Raw genomic sequence first — 18,126 nt, 5'->3', positions numbered from 1 at the left:
ACATTCAAGGCCGATTTCTTTTGTAGACCTCATGAAATATTATTTTCTCAAGCATCTAGATTTTATTTAAATTTATACTAACTCTTCTAGATGTTGATCTAAACGGGTCTTCCTAAACCTTAGGATTTGGTCCAACGTTAAACCCTTATTTAAGATTCGTTCACCAAAACTTATTTACAAGGACATTCATCATTTATCAAGGACATTCATCATTTATATAGAAGTTCATGCCTGAAAACGTTGTCCAGGAAATTATACTGATTGCGGTGGTTGTGGCTCTGGGTATAGCAATCGTTGCCTTTTCCATCTCCGTGTTATATCCTCAGATAATCTTAACGTCCGAAGAACAAACCGCAAGTAACATTGCCTCGCAGACCACTCTCAGCGTTGGACCCCTCATCACCAACTCCACCTCAGGTAGTTTAGTACTTGAGGTTTACGATCCAGCTGAGAGCGGTAACGTCTCCATTGTGGCTTTCTACGTACCGCAGAGCTTTGAGTCCTCCATCTCACTGGTAACCCCTAGTACTCCTCCAGGTCCCTCAACATTCAAGGTCTATTCGATTACCGGGGCTCTTAACAAGGCCGTTAACATCTCGCGAATTTATGACCTTAATGGTCACATTCTTTACGGATCACCCTTGACCGCGTACAGCGTACCCTTTAACACCCCTGTGACAATACAGGCTAAGGGATACACCCAGGGCGATGTAATCGTGATCTGGGTTCTTTACGGTCAAGGGGATACCTTCAGGATAGGTTACACTTTCACGGGGGTGCCCTCCTCATGATGAGAAGGGGTATTTCAGTCCCTATCTTCATGGTTCTCATGTTTATTTTGCTTGTGGCAGTCCTAGTACCGGCATATCTTTTTATGAGTTCCACACAGATTTACTCGAATCAGGGATCACAGCAGGCCACTGGTTACCTTGAAGGGCAAAACCAGGAGGTGAATCAGGTGTTTAGGGGAAATCCCAACGTTTACTACAACTCTAGCAGATCTCCTTTCCTGCAGGTTCTGTTCACATCCATCCCTTACCCATTAAACGTGACCCAGATTTACTTCTATAATGGGACCACGTGGAGCCCTGTGTTGAAGAGCTCGCTGGTGGTGGCTGGAAACACGTTTATTCCCCTTCCTAGCAAGGCCTTCAATAGGCCCGTAATCATGGTATCCGGGGAGGGGAACATCTACTTCCTAAACCCCAACACCTCCATAAACACAGTGAATATAGTGGGGCCTGCCGGGAAACTTCCCGTGTACATAGCATCATTCGTGGAGAACGGATCCAACTTGATCCCCGTATCGGTTCAGGTGATTTTCCCCACCACGGGGAGTAGCGCATTTACTCCTCAGGTATACTTTGTTACACCTGGAACCTATCCGCTCACCGATAAAAGTCAGACCGTATTCCTTCCCCAGTATGGGATTACGGGAGTGTTTCAAAACTGGAGCATAGTTGGGGGTACACTGAGCAGTACCAACCAGCTATCTACCAGCGTCACGGTTTTCTCTCCCACCGTGATAGTGGCCATTTACAAGGCTCAATTAAACAAGTATTTGGTGAAGATTTCTCCTTTTAACATTCCTTTGGCACCTAATACTACTACTCTCAAGGGAAATAGTTTAACCTCATTAAACTATACTATCCCGGTCAAGATTGATAACAAAACCTTTTACTTAAACAAAACTGGAATAAAGTTAAACCTCACATACGGTTATCATCTTATACAGTTCCCGTCTTACTATAATATTTCCTTTAACTATTCTTATAATCATGGAAGAAGCCATTTCTTTATGTATGCAGGAGAGATAAACTGTTATCAGTTCACCAGTCTAATATCATCTAGCAACAACATCTCTATAAAAGGGCCTGACATAATTTTTGTGAACGGAACAGGACAAGTTTATGGTAATTACACATTATCTGAAGTTTATTATGCGGTGTTGACAAATAACAGTTTCAGTCTTCCAAGTGGCGCCCAACTGAATAGCAATAGCACACAAGTTTTAGGGGACGTTGGTGGTCAACTGATACAAGTTAATAACACGTTCGTTATCGGACCAGTAAATAATAATCAAGTACAGAGATTATATTTCAAGAATGGTACCGTACTTGAATTTACTTATGACTATTTACTTGGAATATCCGGTAGCTTTGTAATAAATAACGTCCAATATTCACAGCTACTTTCTTACCCTCAAAATGTTACTGCAGAGAATTACACCGGTGTTCCAATCACAATCTATCCAAATTATCTACCTTATCAAATTACAATCATTTCGCCCTATTATATAACCAATTTCCAGCAATGGATTTACGGAGGTGAAGCACTATGAAGCTTTCAATGTCTAAGGGTCTGACAAACGCTATTGCAATCCTCATGTTAATCATCGTCGTGTTGGTGATTGCCATCCCCATGATCACATTTTTCGCTAACAGTCAGCAGGCCGGCTCAGCAAAGCTGGCACTGGTCAATAACTACATCTTCCTTAAGTCCCTTCAGGTCAAGCAGGTAGAATATGGTCACCCTGCCATCTACTATGCAAATTCCTCCATTGAATTTTACTACACTAATGGCACATTCGTCCCTCCAACGAACTTAACCATTGTTAAGATCCTCTACTTCTCAGGTGGGGTATGGCTGAACCTTTCGTATAATTACCCAATTACCGTGAGCTCATTCACAAACTTGACCCTTCCCAGCTATGTGCAGAGTAAGCCAATCATTATAGTAACATCCCTGGGAAACGTATTTTTCCTGACACCCAAGTCATCAATAGGGCCCTACTCCACGTCAGCCAGAGGAGGATTGGTTATAGGAGCTGAGATCGCGGAACCCAGCGGACCGATAGGGGTATCTACCAACGTGACGACTAACATAGATGGAAGTTACAAGAACTACACCACACCTACTGCATTCCCCAATCAGACAGGCACCTTCGTGGTGAAGGCTCCAGAATACGTTTTCTATGAGAGACCTAACGGATCTATAGTGACGGGTGTGTTTCACAACTGGATAGTTGGAGGACAGGTGACATTGAACAGCACCAATTCCAGAGTAGCCCAAGTTACGTTAGGCGGAGGATCCATGTCTCTCATAGCGAATTATACTCCCGTAACCAAGATTATAACGTTACAAATTTCAAGTTATCCTTCAACTAAGTTCAATATCACTGTAGATGGAATATCTTATACTATTAATGGAAGCGAAAATATAACAGCCTTAGCCGGTTATATAAACATCTCTGTTAATACGTTACAGTTTAATAACACTAACCTTGAGAGCAAGGGTATAATATACCATTATACATATGGTTCTTCATTAATAAACTCAGTAAACTACCCGGTGGATAATTTCATCGCCTTTATAAATCCGTCAAATAACTATTCTGATTTATCTGTGCAATATATAAATAATTACAATTACATTAGAATTGAGGCAAACTATTCTGCGATAGACTATCCAGAAAATGTTACAGGGATATATCTTTATAATGTTATAGGGATATTTTATTATATTATTATTGTTTCTAATGTTACTCCCCTTACGTTAAACAAACCCAGCCAATATGGCCTATATTTTGAACTTAATAACAGCCTATACAACTATTCTAGTCCTTTCTGGATAAAAAACGGCACCTATTCACTTAGTGGAATAGGGAAATTCGTCCCTATAGGCTACTTGCCTTTAAAATACTCACACGAGGAGCTCATCTCCATTTCTAGCCTTCCTTCTACCTATATAAACGTGACCTATACAAACCATCCTCCTAGTATCTTTCAGGCAGGTTTGAGCTGGGAGACTTACGAATTTTTGAATACTAGCAGTCGTACAACTCTACCTGCAGTAATTACAATAAATTCTCCCTTAAATATTACCGTAGTTTACACCTGGTACGTGGGTTGGAACCAGCTTTAGGTGATTCAATGAAGGCTCAATCGGAGTTTATTGCATTTATCATTGCAATAATTCTCGTTGTTATAATCTTGGTCCCGCTTGCCTTCCTTGTCTTGGACTTCTCTAAACCATCTGCTCAACAGGTGGACGAAATTTCCGTCCTCAGGAGGCAGATAGATGGAGGCTCCATTCTTCTCTTCTTCAACTCCACTCCCACCCAGTCTACCCTGCTCACCATAAGAGGTGGTTCCAATTACACCCTTGATGCAGTCTTCTACGATTATCACGGGCAGTGGATTAACATTTCAAATCAAATTGCATCGCACTCCCTTCCAGCCCCTCTCATCCATAACTTCACCCTCCCCTCTTACGTCTGGAACAGGACCCTTCTCCTTGAAATCTCCGGTTACAACGTCTCAGTCTTCGCCACGGTTCTCCCAAACGAGACTGCCTTCGCGTAACAATGTCCTGGCTCCTCTCTTTTTTCCTCACCTCAAAACCTCTAGTTACATTTATTAATCCTAGAATCACATTCACGTTTGGAGGGTACAAGAACAGGAGATGTCTGAACAGGTCACGTTCCAATCCCCTGAAGACAGAATTGTAGGAAAACACGTTTTTGGAAACCTCTACGACATAGACCCGGAGGACCTGAACAACGAGCAACTTCTCAAGGATCTAGTTCTCAAGGCTGTTGAGATTGCGCACATGAACCTGGTCGAGGCTAAGTCCTGGAGCTTCGGAGGAAAGAAGGGCGGAGTCTCGGTCATAGCGCTCATCGAGGAGAGCCATATTGCACTTCATACATGGAATGAATACAACTACGCCACCCTTGACGTTTACACCTGCGGAGAGGACAGCGACCCCCAGGCTGCGTTCAAGTTCATTGTGGAGGCCCTGAAGCCTAGGAGGTACCAGGTCTTCTTCGCGGATAGAAGCTCCAGTTAACCTTTTTTCGACTCCTGTCTATAACCCTATAGACAATTACCGAAAACCTTTATAATCATGACGAATTATGGGACAGGATGCATACAGGAATCATTGGATGGGGTTCTTACGTTCCCAAGTACAGGATCAAGGTAAGTGATATTGCGTCGGTATGGGGAAAGGAACAGGGAGTTGTTAAGGCACTGGGTCTCACGGAGAAATCGGTCCCGGCCGCGGATGAGGACTCGACAACCATGGCCATAGAGGCGTCACGCGACGCCCTCACCAGAGCAATGATTGATCCCAGGGAAGTGGAGATGGCACTCTTTGGATCGGAGTCCAAGGTTTACGCGGTGAAGTCAACATCGGCAATCCTTATTGACGCCCTTGGCCTCTCCAAGTTCTCCCTCACTGCCGACCTGGAGTTCGCGTGCAGGGCCGCCTCAGCAGGGTTGAGGATGGCCTTCTCCATGGTGGAGAGCGGGCAGGTTTCCTACTCCCTCGTGGTTGGCTCCGACACGGCCCAGTCCAATCCAGGCGACGTCCTTGAACTCAGCTCCGCAGCTGCCGCCGTGGCCTTCGTTGTGGGAAGGGCAGAGGAGGCCTCAGCCGTGGTTGAGGCAAGTACGTCCTACGTGACTGACACTCCGGACTTCTGGAGGAGGGATGGGATGCCCTATCCACTCCACGGGGAGGCGTTCACGGGTGAACCAGCGTACTTTGCCCACATCTACGAGGCGGTGAACAGACTCCTTCAGGACACCGGTCTAAAGGTGTCAGACTTCGACTACTTCGTGTTCCATCAGCCAAATGGAAAGTTTCCGTTCCAGATGGCCAAGAAACTGGGCGTCCCGCTGGAGAAGGTGAAGCAGGGGATGGTTTCCACACTGATAGGGAATCCATACAATGCCTCGGCCCTCCTGGGCTTCGCCAGGGTTCTGGACGTGGCCAAACCTGGACAGAGGGTTCTCGTGGCACCCTTCGGTAGCGGTGCGGGAAGTGACGCTTACAGCTTCGTGATAACTGAAAAGATTCTGGAGAGGCAGAAGTTGGCGCACACCACTGACTACTACATTCAAAGGAAGAAGCTGGTGGATTACGCAAGCTACGCAAAGACCACCCACAAGTTCAAGGTTTACGATTAGGTGAATTACATGAACGTTTTCGTTGCCACAGGGTCCACCCTCAGGGTGGACAAGTACTACGAGAATAGCCTTCTGGACCTGGCCATAGCTGCGGTCTCGGAACTGGAGGAGGAGCTCAGCGAGCACAGGCCGGACGTTCTCCTCCTGGCCAACGCCTATGGTGAGAACACGGAAGAACAGGTTCAGCTTGCTGGTAAACTAGCTAGAGCCCTGGGTTACAGGATCCCAGCCATTCGCGTGGAGAATGGGGATGCCAGCGGAGGGTCAGCAATCTTCTCGGCCTATTCCCTGGTGAAGTCGGGCACAGCGAAATCAGTTCTCGTGGTTGGAGCTGAGAAGCTGGCAGATTTCCCCGCTTCCCACCTCAACGACGTGATAGCCCAGAACCTGGATGAGGAGTTCTCCTACAGGGCTGGGGTTATCCCGCAGGCATACGCCGCAATCCAGATGAAGCTTTACATGAAGAGGTATAACGTCTCAAGGGAGTACTTCGCGGAGTGGCCCTACCTCATGCACAGGTATGCCTCGGAGAACCACTACGCGTTCCTGAAGTTCCCCGTGGACAAGGAGACCATCCTCTCCTCCCAAGTGGTATCGGACCCTATCAGGCTCTTCGACACAGCTGCCAGGGCAGACGGAGCGGCGGCTGTGCTGGTGACAAGTGAGGAGGTTGCCAGAAAGGTGAGCGAGACTCCCGTCAAAATTGAGGGAGTGAACTTCTCCACCGCTGGGGTTAACCTGAGGGAATTGCTCTCCGTGAGGGATGTGGTGACCCCCTGGAAGGAGTTTAAGCCTGACTTCTACGAGATTCACGACTCCTACAGCATTACTGCGGCCATGATTCTGGACGAGTTGGGTCTTGAGAGGGGAAAGTCCCTTCACCAGCTGGACCAGATTCAGGTTAACTACTCTGGGGGTCTGAAGGCCAGGGGCTACCCTGGAGGTGCAACAGGGGTGTACCAGGTGGCTGAGGGCTATGCCCAGCTTGCGGGTACCTTCAAGGGAAGAAGGGTTAAGGATGCGAGAAGGGGGTTGATCCTGTCCATGGACGAACTGGGCTCACTTGCGGTTTCCGTTGCGTTGTCGAGGTGAGAACATGAGAATCCTACCACCCAAGATCTGGAGAAACAAGGATACCCACTACTCCCTTGTGGCATCGGTGTGCGAGAAGTGCGGTCACGTGAACTTCCCGGCCAGAACGGTATGCAGTAACTGCGGTTCGTTCAGGGTGACCACCAGGAAGCTCTCAGGAAAGGGAGTTCTTCTATCCTACACTGTCTCCCATCAGGTCAGGACAGGTCACGAAAAGGAATCTCCAGTGTACTTTGGACTCATAAGGCTGGACGAGGGGGTGGAGCTGGTTGCCCCGCTGGTGGACGTGGATGAGGAACCCAGAGAGGGACAGAGGGTTGAGGCTACCATAAGGAGACTGAGGGTGGACTCCAGCAATGGGCTTATAGAGTACGGTACCAAGTTTAGGTTGGTAGATGATGGACAAAATTGATGAAGTGGTGGAGAAGGTAGTAAAGGGAGAGATAGAGCTTCACAGGGTCGACGATCACCTGGACGCTAACGCTGCAATGGTCGCAAGGAGGCTGGCCATAGAGAGGCTCACGGGGAAGAGCTTTCCCTCCATTGGGGCAACAATCATTGACTACCTGGACGTGAAGGGAAGGAATGCGGAGAACGTGATAGGTGCAGCGCAGATACCGCTGGGAGTAGCTGGGCCAGTACTGGTGGAGGGAGATTACGCCAGGGGATCCTTTTTCGTCCCGCTGGCAACAACTGAGGGAGCGCTAATTGCAAGCGTTAACAGGGGAATGAAGGTTCTGAGACTTTCAGGTCCGGTGAGGACCAAGATCCTGAGGGATGGAATGACAAGGGCTCCCGTCTTCACCTTTGATAGTGCACTTGATGCCTTCAGGTTCACGGAGTGGGTTAAGGGAAACTTTCCCGAGATCAAGAGGGTTGCGGAGTCCACCTCTTCCCACGCCAAACTCGTGAAGATTGATACCCTTCAGCTGGGCAACAACGTCTGGTTGAGGTTCGAGTACGAGACAGGGGACGCCATGGGAATGAACATGGTAACTGTAGCGACTGAGGCTGCATGTTCCTTCCTTGAGGAGAAGTTTCCCGGGGCCAGATGCGTTGCGGTCAGCGGAAACGCCTGCAGTGATAAGAAGCAGTCCATGACCAACGAGCTTTTGGGGAGGGGAAAGAGCGTGGTTGCTGAGGCCCTCATCCCTTCAAGGGTTCTGGAGACCCATCTTAGGACCACGGCGGAGAAGATTCAGGAGGTTAACCTGAGAAAGAACTGGCTGGGCGGGGCCAGGGCAGGCACAGTCTTCCAGTTCAATGCCCACTTCGCCAACATCATTGCAGCTATCTTCATCGCCACGGGACAGGACGTTGCACAGGTTGTGGAGAGCAGTACGGGTTATACCTGGGTTGAGAACAGAAACGGAGACCTGTACATCTCCGTCACCCTGCCATCTCTGGAGGTTGGCACGGTTGGTGGAGGGACCAGATTGCCCACTCAGAGGGAGGCGCTCTCCATGATGGGAGTGGAGGGAGGAGGTAATCCCCCAGGAAGTAACGCGAAAAAACTGGCGGAGATAATCTCCGCTTCTGTCCTGGCTGGAGAGCTGAACCTTCTGTCCGCACTCTCCACTAGGGAGCTGGGGAGGGCCCACCTTCGCCTTGGGAGAGGCATGAAGACTTAATTTTTTAGAGTTAATCTAGAGTTATGGACGTTCAAAAGGAACTGGAAAAAGTGATTGAGCTCACCAGGAGCCAGAACAAGTGGAGAAGGACAGAGACCATAAACATGATTGCCTCGGAGAACGTTATGAGCCCCCTGGCTGAGGCCCTTTACATGAGCGATTTTATGTCCAGGTATGCTGAGGGGAAACCGTTCAAGAGGTTCTATCAGGGAACCAAGTACGTGGATGAGGTGGAGACGCTTGCCATGGACCTCATGAACCAGGTGACCGGAAGCAAATTCTGTGATCTCAGGCCTACCAGTGGCACCCTCGCCAATGCGGCCGTGTTCAGGGTTCTGGCAAGCCCCGGGGAGAAAGCGTTGATTGCCCCCGTCCAGGCTGGAGCTCACGTGAGTCATACCAAGTTTGGGACACTTGGAGCGCTGGGAATTGAGCACATAGAGATGCCGTACGACGAGGAGAACATGAATGTGGACGTGGATAAGGCTGTGAAAATGATAGAGCAGATCAAGCCCAGGTTCGTGGTTCTGGGTGGTAGCCTTTACCTCTTCCCGCATCCCACAAAGGAACTGGCCCCTCACGTTCACGCCGTTGGGGCAAAGCTGGTTTATGACGCAGCTCACGTTTACGGACTCATGACGGGGAAGGTATGGGCTAACCCCCTTGATGAGGGGGCCGACTTCCTAAACGTCTCAACCCACAAGACCTTCCCTGGACCACAGGGCGGTGCCATATTCTCCAACGAGGAGGAAGAGTTCAAGAAGGTGTCCAGAACTATCTTCCCGTGGTTCGTGAGCAATCATCACCTGCACAGGTTACCCTCAACTGCAGTGACTGCCCTGGAGATGAAGGTTTACGGTGAGGATTACGCCAAACAGATCACCAGGAACTCAAAGGCGCTCGCTGAGGCCCTGGCTTCCATGGGATTCAAGGTGGTGGGAGAACATCTGGGTTACACCAAGAGCCATCAGGTGGCGGTAGACGTGAAGAACCTGGGTGGAGGAGCTTACGTGGCTAGGACTCTGGAGAGCGCAAACATCATAGTGAACAAGAACCTTCTGCCACATGATCCACCGGAGGCAGTTAACGATCCCAGCGGGATAAGAATTGGAGTGCAGGAGATGACAAGGTTTGGAATGAAGGAGGGTGAGATGGAGGAGATTGCGGGGCTCATGAAGGAGATCCTGGTTGATAAGAAGGACATCAACGAGATGAAGAGGAAGGTGATCCAGATGAGATCCAGATTCCTGGAAGTTAAGTACGCCCTGAACTACGATCTATCCAAGTATAACTCTAAGCTGATCCCAATGATACTCTAGATTTTTAATAACAAACACCCGGGGCTCCCACATTGTTATGCATTTAAGGGGCCTTAGCCTGAAATCAACAAACCGGGCCGGGCCCAGGTTTTTCACCTCCCCTTTTTCCTAAGGGTAATACTCCCAATCACTCCAGTAGGAACTTCCACAGGGGGATTAACTTGATCCCATCAATCTCATCCTCGTAGTCCCAGGTCACCAGAATCTTCCTTTTTCCCCTCACGCTCTTCAGGTTCTCAATTTCCCTTTCGGGAATTTCATCCTTTCCGTTGGCATAGGTAACCTGTATAAAGGAGTCCGGAGTGACAAAATCCACTTCCTTACCCTCCTCCCTGTAGTACTGGAGTTTGATTTTCCTTCTGGCCAGGTGTAACGCGACCAGGTTCTCCATAATCCTTCCCATGGAACGATCCAGCAATACAAGGGAGATGATTCCAGGATCCACCAGGTATAATTTCTTAGGTGAGACCAGTGCAGTCTTCTGACTCTCGCTGTACCTTTCGCAGGGTAAAATTAAATGGGAACTTATCATGGCATCAAACCACTCCTCTACGGTGTTAATGCTCAGCTTGAGCATCTTGGAAATCCTGTTGAGGGAGATTTCGTTAGCGTAGTACTTCATTACACTGAAGGCAAAGTCATGAAAGGTCCTGATCCTCTTAACCCGTATCCTGTAAACTATGTCCTTGGCAAATATATCCGACACTATCTGATGTATGATTTCCTCGGAGATCTTGTGAACCTCCGGAAATCCCCCAAGCCTGATATAGTTCTCCAGTTCCTTCTTCAAAGTTGCTTCGGAGAGAGAAGTGTAAACATCTCTCATTCTCTCCAGTTTGACACCCCTATACCTGAGATACTCAGGGAAAGAAAAAGGAAACAGGGTGAAGTCGATATGCCTCCCTGTCAGGTGAGTTGCCAGCTCTCCAGACAGGAGTTTCGAATTACTACCTGTGAGGATTACCTTCCTGCCTTCCTCCCTTAGCCTGTTCACAAAGAGTTCCCAGCCAGTTACGTTCTGAATTTCGTCGAAGACCAGGTATTCGACTTCACCAAAAAGTTCGTAAAGTGCTCTCTCCACTTGGGAGAGATCCTCCATCTTGAGCCAATAGAGCCTTTCATCGTCAAAATTGACGTAACCGTAGTTTGAACCCCTCACGATCATTTTGGCAAGAGTGGACTTTCCTGACCTTCTAACTCCAAGGATTGCCAAAACGTTAGGCGAGACCAGATATCTCTCCAGGTCAGGGACGTCCCTCTCTATGAGTTTCTCAGATTCCAGACGCCTTTCCAGACGCGTCCTCTGGTCTAGGAGAACTTGTTTTAATTCCACATGTTACCTGATCTGCCTGGGATATAAGGTTTATCAGTATACTGATAAACTCTAACGAAGAGCTTCTTTAGTAAACTGAAGAAGTACGAAAAGGGATCTGCTGTGAATGGCTTACCTCTAAGAAGGCCGTTCGCTTTCAAGGCGTTGAAATCATGTGATGAGCAGTGTCCTCATCTAGACCTGAATAATTCCCCAGAAGGATCGAAGGTGGAGAAAGAAATATAGTGTCGTCAAACTTGCATGAATTTGTTCTAGGCTTCGGGGCTTAGCATTGAATTCCGTGAAACTTTAAAACCAACGTGACGACACTCTGAGAAAGAATACACTTCCTTAGCAGGAATCCACTAAAAGAGTGTATCATCTCACCACTATTACAGTCACGGGTGCGTTGACTACCACTGATAGGGCGTTTGAACCCGTGTTAATGTCACTGTTCGTGGTGTTGCCCCTGGCCCCCATAATAACTGCATCAAACACTCCCTCTGACAGAACCTTGATAATCTCATTAGAGGTACTGCTATCCCTTGGCACCTCAGCTACACGGAACTCATAATCAATTCTGTCCTCAACCTTCTCCTTCACAAGCTTCTTCACCGTCTCAGTGTCGGAACATCTGTCGCACGCGTAGAACACCGTGACTCGAGAGCCATATCTCAGGCTGAAATCCACTGCCAGCTCCAGTGCTCTCATGCTGTTCTCTGATCCGTCCACTGGCACCAGGATTTTTCTGAACCACATGCTTACAGTATAGGTTGGAGAACCCATCTTATCACACCAGATATCCCTTTCCAATTCCCATGGAGGCATTGGTCATCTCAATTGACTTCCTCCCGTCAGCGAAACCGGAAACTGCCCTTATTGCATCCACGTTTTCTGGAACCACAATGGACTCCTGATGAACTGCATACATCAAGAAGATCTCGTTCCCCTTTACAGATACCGAGTCCTCGAAGACCACCAGCTCATACAGGTCATTTCTGGGTCTTCCCATGTCCCTGGCGACTTCCACTATCTCGGCTGTTGAAGATACCTTGGATTTTCCCGATACCAGGAGTATCCTGGGTGTTGAGCTAATCACAGAAAGGACATCCTCCCTGGTGACAGGGCTACTCACCGTAACGTCAAGGAGATGAACGTGCATTAAGGTTGTAGGAGCCACAACTGCCATGGTTACGATATCAAGGTCCTTGAGAACTGTGTTCACGTCCTTGGCGTGATGGCTGGGTATGGAAGCCGGATCAGGCACCAGGGAATTGATGGGCCCCTTCTTTACCTCCTTGGGGTCTGCGCCCCTCCTCACTATGGTACCCCTGACCCTGGTTATCTTGCTCACCCTGTTCAGGGTGCAGAGGGTCCTCAACAACCCGGTAGTGTTGCAGGATACCACTCTCACATATTTCTTATCCACAGCCTCGTCGTAATTGCACAGTGCGGAGAAGGATACGTCTGCCACATTGGCCTTCTCCCCTCCCTGAAAGAGCGCCCTTTTCCCCATGGACGTGTAAACCTGCTTGTACTGGGCACCAACGCCGTTGGGAGTTGCGTCCACAACAACGTCAGCCTCCCTGATCATGTCCTCCAGTACTCCCTTTACCTTGATTCCTGCCTCCTCGAACTCCTTCAGCGATTCCTTGGTGACGTAGAGGTTAATTCCCATCCTCTGCGCCTGATATGCCTCGTAGTTGGGTGAGGTCTTGGATACTCCCACCAGCGTCATGTCAGGTTGAGCTAGGATTGCGCTGGCCACCCTCTTTCCAATGGTTCCGTAACCGTTAACCGCTACCTTGATCACCTCTTCAACACCTCCCTGGCTGAAATGTCAAGGGCCTCAAGGGCCGGTAATCTCTCTCCTGCAAGGAAGAGAAGGAGAGCTCCACCGCCCGTGGACACGTGAACCTTGGAACTGTCCAGAGGTCCCACTCCTCCCAGGAGGCTGATCATATGTCCTCCTCCAACTATGAGGTAACCTGGACTCTCCAGGGAGTTCCTGAGGAGAGCCCTGCTAGACTCCCTGAACCTTTCGTCCTCTATTACTCCCATTGGTCCCCTCATGACTATGATCTTTGCGTCTCTTATAAACGACGAGTATATTCCAACCGTGGTTGAACCCACGTCCTTGATAACGCCGGTGACCTTGCTAGCCGGTTCCTCGTACACCTGGCCTCCCTTCTCCACCTTGAAGTCCACGGGAATCTCCACCGGAGCGCCTGAGAGGAGAAGCTTCCTTGCCCTTGGGATCAGACTGAGGACTCCGGCCTTCTCAAGGACCTGAAGGTTATCCTTTCCCAGGTCCAGCCCCTTGGCAACTGCGAAGAGCTCAGCTATGAGTCCTCCCGTCAATATCCTGTCAGCTAGCCTTCTCTTCACAAGGTTCTCAATTATCCTGAGGCTGTCCAGAACCTTCCCTCCACCCATGATGAAGACCTTGGGTTCCTCTCCCTCATTGAAGACCTTGGCCAGAGCTGAGACCTCCTTCTCCATTACCCTCCCAGCACTGGATCTCAGCACGAGAGGGAATCCCACGAGGCTAGCCTGGCTCCTGTGGGCTGTGGCAAACGCATCGTTCACATATCCCTGAAAGAGCGGTTGGAGTCTGCGAACGAGAAAGCTCTTCGAGTGCTGAAGGGGAGAGGCCTCTATCAGTTCCTCTGAAACGAACCTGACATTGTCTAGGAGAAGGACTGACCCCAGTTTCATGTTCTTTATTCTCTCCCGGGCGTAGGGCCCCATGACGTCTCCCACAAACTCAACTTCCATATCCAGGTGTTTCTGGAGGAGTCTGGAGTGCTCCTCAAGGTCCGTGAAGTCGTTGTCTCCGGGCCTCCCCTGATGTGAAACCAGGACTACCCCATTTCCTCGATTCACAAGTTCACGAATGGTTTCCACGTGGGCCTTTATTCTGGAGTCATCGAGAAGTTTCCCCGTCTTTGAGTCAACGGGTGAGTTTATATCAATTCTCACCAGAACCTTGCTGTTAACGAAGTTGAGATCGTCCAGTGTGGGAATACTCATGTCATTTACTTTAATCAGAATTGATCCCCGCGATCATTTTAAACAAGGGGATTAAAATTTTAGCACGATGGATAGATGGAGAGAAAGTTATCCCACAGAAGGGGGATGAGGGATTCCCTCCTCAGGTTGAGGAGAACTATCTCGATCTCCGTGGTCTGGGGATTGGAACTCCTCGTTTTTAACCTGAAACCAACGGCATCATCGAGAAAATAGGAAAAGGACTCCCTTACCCTGAAATGGTCCAGGTGAACCTTTTTGCAGTTAAAGGTTAGCTTGGCCATTCTGGAATCCATGAAATCCGTCTCGACACTGCACTGGTCCCCTTCATTCCCCATCATGGCGTTGAAAAGGTGCTCCACGGTGTAGGGAATCTGAGAACTTGAGACTCCGAGCGGAGGGATGAGAAGTTTCACCTCCCCCGTGGAGTTCTTAACCTTCTTTGCGATGAAGTTGAAGTTGAAAAAGAGGAAAATGTCATTACACAGCCTGACCTTAACGGTCCTTATCTCGCCCACGTTACCTAGATCGTCAAATATCTTCCTGAGTGAGTCCTGAAATGCCATCTCAGATACATTGTAACTTGTCTCCACCATGCCCTTCAACGAGAAGAGATTTGGGATCACAGGGTCCTTGAGGTACTGGAGAACATAGATCTCGTTTTTCTTTGAGCCCGTCTTGGAGACTGCCTTGGAGATTGTGTTGACAAGAAAGGACAGTTCCTTGTTTGATCCAACTATTGCCCATTCTCCGAATTTATCTCTTTCAAATCGTCGCTTATCTTTCTTGAGGAAATTCCAGGGCATTCATTAATGTTAAGATATCCACAATAAAAACCTTAAGAAAGGGAGTGGTGAATCAGTTACCTCAGTATTTCCGGAAATTTCCTACCCAGGCTCTAGGAAGTTAGGAGGGTTATCACGGATAAAAAGTTCGTAGTGCCGGAAAGTGGGCCAGGCTTAAGGGGGTTCTCCCCGTGACCATGAACGTAACCCGGGAAGGGAGGAGGCTGGATTTCGTTCTGGTCTAGGAGGGCGCTAAGACTGGAAACTGAAAGCCAGACTCGGAGGAGGTTCAGCTTCACACTGTCACTGCAGAAATAATCAGGCCAGTGGACGTACTTGAGTTCTCCTGTAAACGCAGGACATCTCTACCCCTATCACGTCAAGAGACCTTTGAACCCAGGTGGGGAACTATCTCCTGATATCAGGCCTGCTTACCAAGTTCCGGACAGGGTTAAGGAACTTATGGAACAGGATCTCCTCTCCTTTATCTCCCTGCTCCGCGAACTTCAATGCTTCCTCTCTATGACATAGTGGAGTTCTTCAACTCGCTTGAGAAGAGGAGGTTAGGCAAGTTTCACACCGCATACAGACTCCGGATCATCCGGACTATAGCCCAGTACCACAACATTTTCGATAATCTTTCTCACAAATGGAATAAATCCCCACATATTCGTCATTATCTTCACTATTGAGGCGATTCTACTCAATTAAGTTACAGTGAATAATAAGAAATGAAGTGATCAGAATACAATTAGCAGGAGACGTGTGGCTCCAATCTATAAGCTGAGTTTCTTAACCCTTTCAACTAAATCTTTTACTTCAGTATCCTTTATTTCTTTGGAAAAATATTTCTCTATAAAACTAGGTAATTGAGTTATTACATTTCTTATATCCTCTAAGACATCCTCCTTTTTCAAGTAAGGAGAGAAGCCAGGCTCGAATCCATTATACTGATACTCGTGAAGATCATACGCTAAGTTTACCAAATTTTCCAAATCAATTCCAATCTTTTTCAAGAGTATGGATAAACTCTTCATGGAGTGTGTGGGCACAATATGAGCCTTCCTTTCAAACCATTCGGATTCAGACTCATCAACATATTTTTCGATTTCATCCTTATACTTTACTATAATAGCTGATAGGAGTGCTTTAACCGAATTAAATGCTTTCCCAGCTGAATTTCTTGTAAAACCTCTATTCCATAATTCCGCTGAGAGAAGCAGGTCGTCAAGACTTTCTATCAGTCTGGCAATAACGTAATTTTGATCCACTATTAGTAAATCCTTCTCCATTGATATCAGTTATTTTAAGTTTAATATCGCGTAGATTTAAACCTTATCCGTAAACCGTTTTAACTCTTGGATTATGCGTGAGATTGACGTGATATTCCCTATCCCTTAAATAACCTGATGATACTTTTTCAGGCTAGCTCAGTTCGTTGTATTTCGCGTTAAAGGCTCCTTAAATACAACATGGGCATGACACACGGATGCCTTCATCCCTCGAAGAGACAGGATGGGAGAACTGACGGAATAAGGTCGTGATAGGGGGAAGGAGCTGGATCCGGAAAACGTCTCGTTCAAGACAAAGAGGAACATGGATTTACGTCAAAGCTCATCTGGCTCAAATTGAATTTCCTTTGGTCTTGAGGCATCCGAGAGACCAAAGTTGTGAGTCCCCTCGCCTGCCTGAAAACTCTTTACCTTGACAGGAAACTGTTCAACCTGAAATAAGTTCCGAAAAGTGCTATTCTTGTAATGCTTTCCTGAAAATCCCTTCAAGTTCATTTTACATGAATGCTTTTCAGTTCCGTTCCAATTTTCTTACGGCTAAATTTCACTTTCAAGCTTAAGCTATTGTACATTAATGAACAATTTCCATTCCTGTACGAACTTTCTTGAAGATATCTCTCTACTTTAAAATCCGTAAGGGGTCGATGGACTCGTTTTCACGAATTTTGTATGGCAGGGCGAAGACCCTACTCGTTGACTAGAAACTGGTCCTGGAGGCTGGACCTCACATCACTAAAGGTTAGGGGTCAAATGATCGGGTACTTAGGCCCGAGGGGATAGAGCTGAAAATTGCTATTTATGTCTCTCTAGAGACTCTATAGACCTGGAGAGAGATGATAATTCTAAGATAGAACTTAGAATGTTATGATTAGTCTGATAAGAGTACGATACACGAAGTCTTGATGGAACAAAAGCCGTTAGAAATAAGGTAGCCGGGCAGGGATTCGAACCCTGGTCCCAGGGGCCAGAGCCCTGGATCCTTGGCCGCTAGACTACCCGGCTAATTAAATAAGCTGAATTTCTGTGTTATAAAGCTTCCCTAACATCACGTTATTAGTATTTCATTACCATATTATACTGGGCAATAATTAGACTCATTCTGCCCAACTTTGGTTATAAAATAGATTCAGGCTGGATCAATAATAAACAATTCTTTTCAGCGTAGGCTAAATACTTTATGTGCTAAGCCATCCCAACTCTCTAGCCCTGGGCGCAATAGTTCACCTCCTCCAGGAGATCATCATAGGAGTAGTCCGGGTGGTCCGCAATTATCTCCGAGGCGCAGTTCTCAACCCTCAACCTGTGCTCGTACCACTCTCTGTACAGTATGTCCGTGACGGGAGGAGGGTTACCTGAGAGCTCCTGCACAACCTTCTCGTAGGTGGCCTGAAGCTCCCTGGCTATCTCCCTGGCCGAGGCCAGAGCCTGTTCGTAGGATTGGTCCATCCAGTCAACTAGGGTTGCAGCGGCGAAGGAGATGAAGGGAGGGAAGCCCAGCTCGGAGAGGGCCCTCCTGAACCTCCTAGATCCCTCAAGGAGGGTGGAGAGCTCCTGATCCAGCCCCATTTCCCTAGCCCAGGCCATGACGCCCGAGGAGGTGAAGGGCGGAGGTCTCACGGCGCTGATGGCGACAACCTCGAGTCCCTGAAGGGAGATCCTCTCGTACCCTGAGACGAGACCCGCAATCCCG

At 48.1% G+C, this 18,126-nt stretch carries 18 protein-coding genes, 1 tRNA gene and 1 pseudogene; 11 read left to right on the top strand and 9 right to left on the bottom strand.

Annotation, left to right across the window (positions count from 1 at the left end; all coding sequences use genetic code 11):
• Nucleotides 1–227 precede the first annotated feature (227 nt).
• The 10 genes from L3N51_RS09045 (at nt 228) to glyA (ending at nt 10,017) form a co-directional block, all read left to right on the top strand.
• Nucleotides 228–791: a hypothetical protein gene (locus L3N51_RS09045; protein WP_238026826.1), complete on the top strand. Its 564-nt coding sequence runs from the start codon at nt 228–230 to the stop codon at nt 789–791.
• Nucleotides 788–2,341, top strand: a complete 1,554-nt coding sequence (locus tag L3N51_RS09040; RefSeq protein ID WP_428846162.1) for a hypothetical protein — start codon at nt 788–790, stop codon at nt 2,339–2,341. Before L3N51_RS09045 ends, L3N51_RS09040 begins: the two co-directional genes overlap by 4 nt.
• The gene (locus tag L3N51_RS09035) at nt 2,338–3,924 is read left to right on the top strand and encodes a hypothetical protein (RefSeq protein ID WP_238026825.1); all 1,587 of its coding nucleotides are present in this window, start codon (nt 2,338–2,340) and stop codon (nt 3,922–3,924) included. Before L3N51_RS09040 ends, L3N51_RS09035 begins: the two co-directional genes overlap by 4 nt.
• Before the next feature lie 8 nt (nt 3,925–3,932).
• Nucleotides 3,933–4,364 (top strand): hypothetical protein, encoded by a 432-nt coding sequence (locus L3N51_RS09030; protein ID WP_238026824.1) that lies wholly within the window; start codon nt 3,933–3,935, stop codon nt 4,362–4,364.
• 100 nt (nt 4,365–4,464) lie between these two features.
• Nucleotides 4,465–4,851, top strand: coding sequence for an adenosylmethionine decarboxylase (gene speD / locus L3N51_RS09025; RefSeq protein WP_238026823.1), 387 nt, complete (start codon nt 4,465–4,467; stop codon nt 4,849–4,851).
• Between the two features lie 77 nt (nt 4,852–4,928).
• Nucleotides 4,929–5,975 carry a hydroxymethylglutaryl-CoA synthase gene (locus L3N51_RS09020; protein WP_238026822.1) on the top strand — a complete coding sequence of 349 codons (1,047 nt, stop codon included), beginning with the start codon at nt 4,929–4,931 and terminating at the stop codon, nt 5,973–5,975.
• Nucleotides 5,976–5,984: 9 nt separating this feature from the next.
• The gene (locus L3N51_RS09015) at nt 5,985–7,067 is read left to right on the top strand and encodes a thiolase family protein (protein ID WP_238026821.1); all 1,083 of its coding nucleotides are present in this window, start codon (nt 5,985–5,987) and stop codon (nt 7,065–7,067) included.
• 4 nt (nt 7,068–7,071) lie between these two features.
• Complete coding sequence (locus L3N51_RS09010) at nt 7,072–7,479, top strand: Zn-ribbon domain-containing OB-fold protein (protein ID WP_238026820.1); 408 nt, start codon at nt 7,072–7,074, stop codon at nt 7,477–7,479.
• The gene (gene hmgA, locus L3N51_RS09005) at nt 7,466–8,698 is read left to right on the top strand and encodes a hydroxymethylglutaryl-CoA reductase (NADPH) (RefSeq protein WP_238026870.1); all 1,233 of its coding nucleotides are present in this window, start codon (nt 7,466–7,468) and stop codon (nt 8,696–8,698) included. Before L3N51_RS09010 ends, hmgA begins: the two co-directional genes overlap by 14 nt.
• Nucleotides 8,699–8,721: 23 nt before the next feature.
• On the top strand, nt 8,722–10,017 hold the full coding sequence (gene glyA / locus L3N51_RS09000) for a serine hydroxymethyltransferase (RefSeq protein ID WP_238026819.1): 1,296 nt from the start codon (nt 8,722–8,724) through the stop codon (nt 10,015–10,017).
• Nucleotides 10,018–10,144: 127 nt separating this feature from the next.
• Here glyA and L3N51_RS08995 read toward each other — a convergent pair whose 3' ends face one another.
• The 6 genes from L3N51_RS08995 to L3N51_RS08970 form a co-directional block, all read right to left on the bottom strand.
• On the bottom strand, nt 10,145–11,350 hold the full coding sequence (locus L3N51_RS08995) for an ATP-binding protein (protein ID WP_238026818.1): 1,206 nt from the start codon (nt 11,348–11,350) through the stop codon (nt 10,145–10,147).
• A gap of 357 nt (nt 11,351–11,707) precedes the next feature.
• Complete coding sequence (locus L3N51_RS08990; RefSeq protein WP_238026817.1) at nt 11,708–12,115, bottom strand: universal stress protein; 408 nt, start codon at nt 12,113–12,115, stop codon at nt 11,708–11,710.
• A 4-nt stretch (nt 12,116–12,119) separates the two neighbouring features.
• On the bottom strand, nt 12,120–13,142 hold the full coding sequence (locus L3N51_RS08985) for a phosphorylating glyceraldehyde-3-phosphate dehydrogenase (RefSeq protein WP_238026816.1): 1,023 nt from the start codon (nt 13,140–13,142) through the stop codon (nt 12,120–12,122).
• Nucleotides 13,139–14,380, bottom strand: coding sequence for a phosphoglycerate kinase (locus tag L3N51_RS08980; RefSeq protein ID WP_238026869.1), 1,242 nt, complete (start codon nt 14,378–14,380; stop codon nt 13,139–13,141). The genes L3N51_RS08985 and L3N51_RS08980 overlap by 4 nt, the downstream gene beginning before the upstream one ends.
• A gap of 41 nt (nt 14,381–14,421) precedes the next feature.
• Nucleotides 14,422–15,165: a hypothetical protein gene (locus L3N51_RS08975; RefSeq protein WP_238026815.1), complete on the bottom strand. Its 744-nt coding sequence runs from the start codon at nt 15,163–15,165 to the stop codon at nt 14,422–14,424.
• Between the two features lie 92 nt (nt 15,166–15,257).
• Nucleotides 15,258–15,443 (bottom strand): hypothetical protein, encoded by a 186-nt coding sequence (locus L3N51_RS08970; RefSeq protein ID WP_238026814.1) that lies wholly within the window; start codon nt 15,441–15,443, stop codon nt 15,258–15,260.
• 37 nt (nt 15,444–15,480) lie between these two features.
• Here L3N51_RS08970 and L3N51_RS08965 point away from each other — a divergent pair, with 37 nt between their 5' ends.
• On the top strand, nt 15,481–15,675 hold the full coding sequence (locus tag L3N51_RS08965; protein ID WP_238026813.1) for a hypothetical protein: 195 nt from the start codon (nt 15,481–15,483) through the stop codon (nt 15,673–15,675).
• Nucleotides 15,676–15,920: 245 nt separating this feature from the next.
• Here L3N51_RS08965 and L3N51_RS08960 read toward each other — a convergent pair whose 3' ends face one another.
• The 3 genes and pseudogenes from L3N51_RS08960 to L3N51_RS08950 form a co-directional block, all read right to left on the bottom strand.
• Nucleotides 15,921–16,436: a PaREP1 family protein gene (locus tag L3N51_RS08960; protein ID WP_238026812.1), complete on the bottom strand. Its 516-nt coding sequence runs from the start codon at nt 16,434–16,436 to the stop codon at nt 15,921–15,923.
• Between the two features lie 929 nt (nt 16,437–17,365).
• Nucleotides 17,366–17,438 (bottom strand) — tRNA-Gln (locus L3N51_RS08955).
• A 198-nt stretch (nt 17,439–17,636) separates the two neighbouring features.
• Nucleotides 17,637–18,126: pseudogene (locus L3N51_RS08950) on the bottom strand (hypothetical protein); the annotation flags it as partial.

It is taken from the genome of Metallosphaera javensis (ex Hofmann et al. 2022) (genome assembly GCF_022064045.1).
Classification (GTDB): Archaea; Thermoproteota; Thermoprotei_A; order Sulfolobales; family Sulfolobaceae; genus Metallosphaera; species Metallosphaera javensis.
The sequence above is the reverse complement of the archived record's forward strand: the minus strand, read 5'-3'. Positions and strand labels throughout refer to the sequence as shown.

Excerpts from the sequence above, each read along its gene's own strand:
- glyA (WP_238026819.1), top strand. The coding sequence starts at position 8,722 with ATGGACGTTCAAAAGGAACTGGAAAAAGTGATTGAGCTCACCAGGAGC.
- L3N51_RS09035 (WP_238026825.1), top strand. The coding sequence starts at position 2,338 with ATGAAGCTTTCAATGTCTAAGGGTCTGACAAACGCTATTGCAATCCTC.
- L3N51_RS08990 (WP_238026817.1), bottom strand. The coding sequence starts at position 12,115 with ATGGGTTCTCCAACCTATACTGTAAGCATGTGGTTCAGAAAAATCCTG.
- L3N51_RS09010 (WP_238026820.1), top strand. The coding sequence starts at position 7,072 with ATGAGAATCCTACCACCCAAGATCTGGAGAAACAAGGATACCCACTAC.
- L3N51_RS09020 (WP_238026822.1), top strand. The coding sequence starts at position 4,929 with ATGCATACAGGAATCATTGGATGGGGTTCTTACGTTCCCAAGTACAGG.
- hmgA (WP_238026870.1), top strand. The coding sequence starts at position 7,466 with ATGGACAAAATTGATGAAGTGGTGGAGAAGGTAGTAAAGGGAGAGATA.
- L3N51_RS09040 (WP_428846162.1), top strand. The coding sequence starts at position 788 with ATGATGAGAAGGGGTATTTCAGTCCCTATCTTCATGGTTCTCATGTTT.
- L3N51_RS09015 (WP_238026821.1), top strand. The coding sequence starts at position 5,985 with ATGAACGTTTTCGTTGCCACAGGGTCCACCCTCAGGGTGGACAAGTAC.
- L3N51_RS08975 (WP_238026815.1), bottom strand. The coding sequence starts at position 15,165 with ATGCCCTGGAATTTCCTCAAGAAAGATAAGCGACGATTTGAAAGAGAT.
- L3N51_RS09045 (WP_238026826.1), top strand. The coding sequence starts at position 228 with ATGCCTGAAAACGTTGTCCAGGAAATTATACTGATTGCGGTGGTTGTG.
- L3N51_RS09030 (WP_238026824.1), top strand. The coding sequence starts at position 3,933 with ATGAAGGCTCAATCGGAGTTTATTGCATTTATCATTGCAATAATTCTC.
- L3N51_RS08960 (WP_238026812.1), bottom strand. The coding sequence starts at position 16,436 with ATGGAGAAGGATTTACTAATAGTGGATCAAAATTACGTTATTGCCAGA.
- speD (WP_238026823.1), top strand. The coding sequence starts at position 4,465 with ATGTCTGAACAGGTCACGTTCCAATCCCCTGAAGACAGAATTGTAGGA.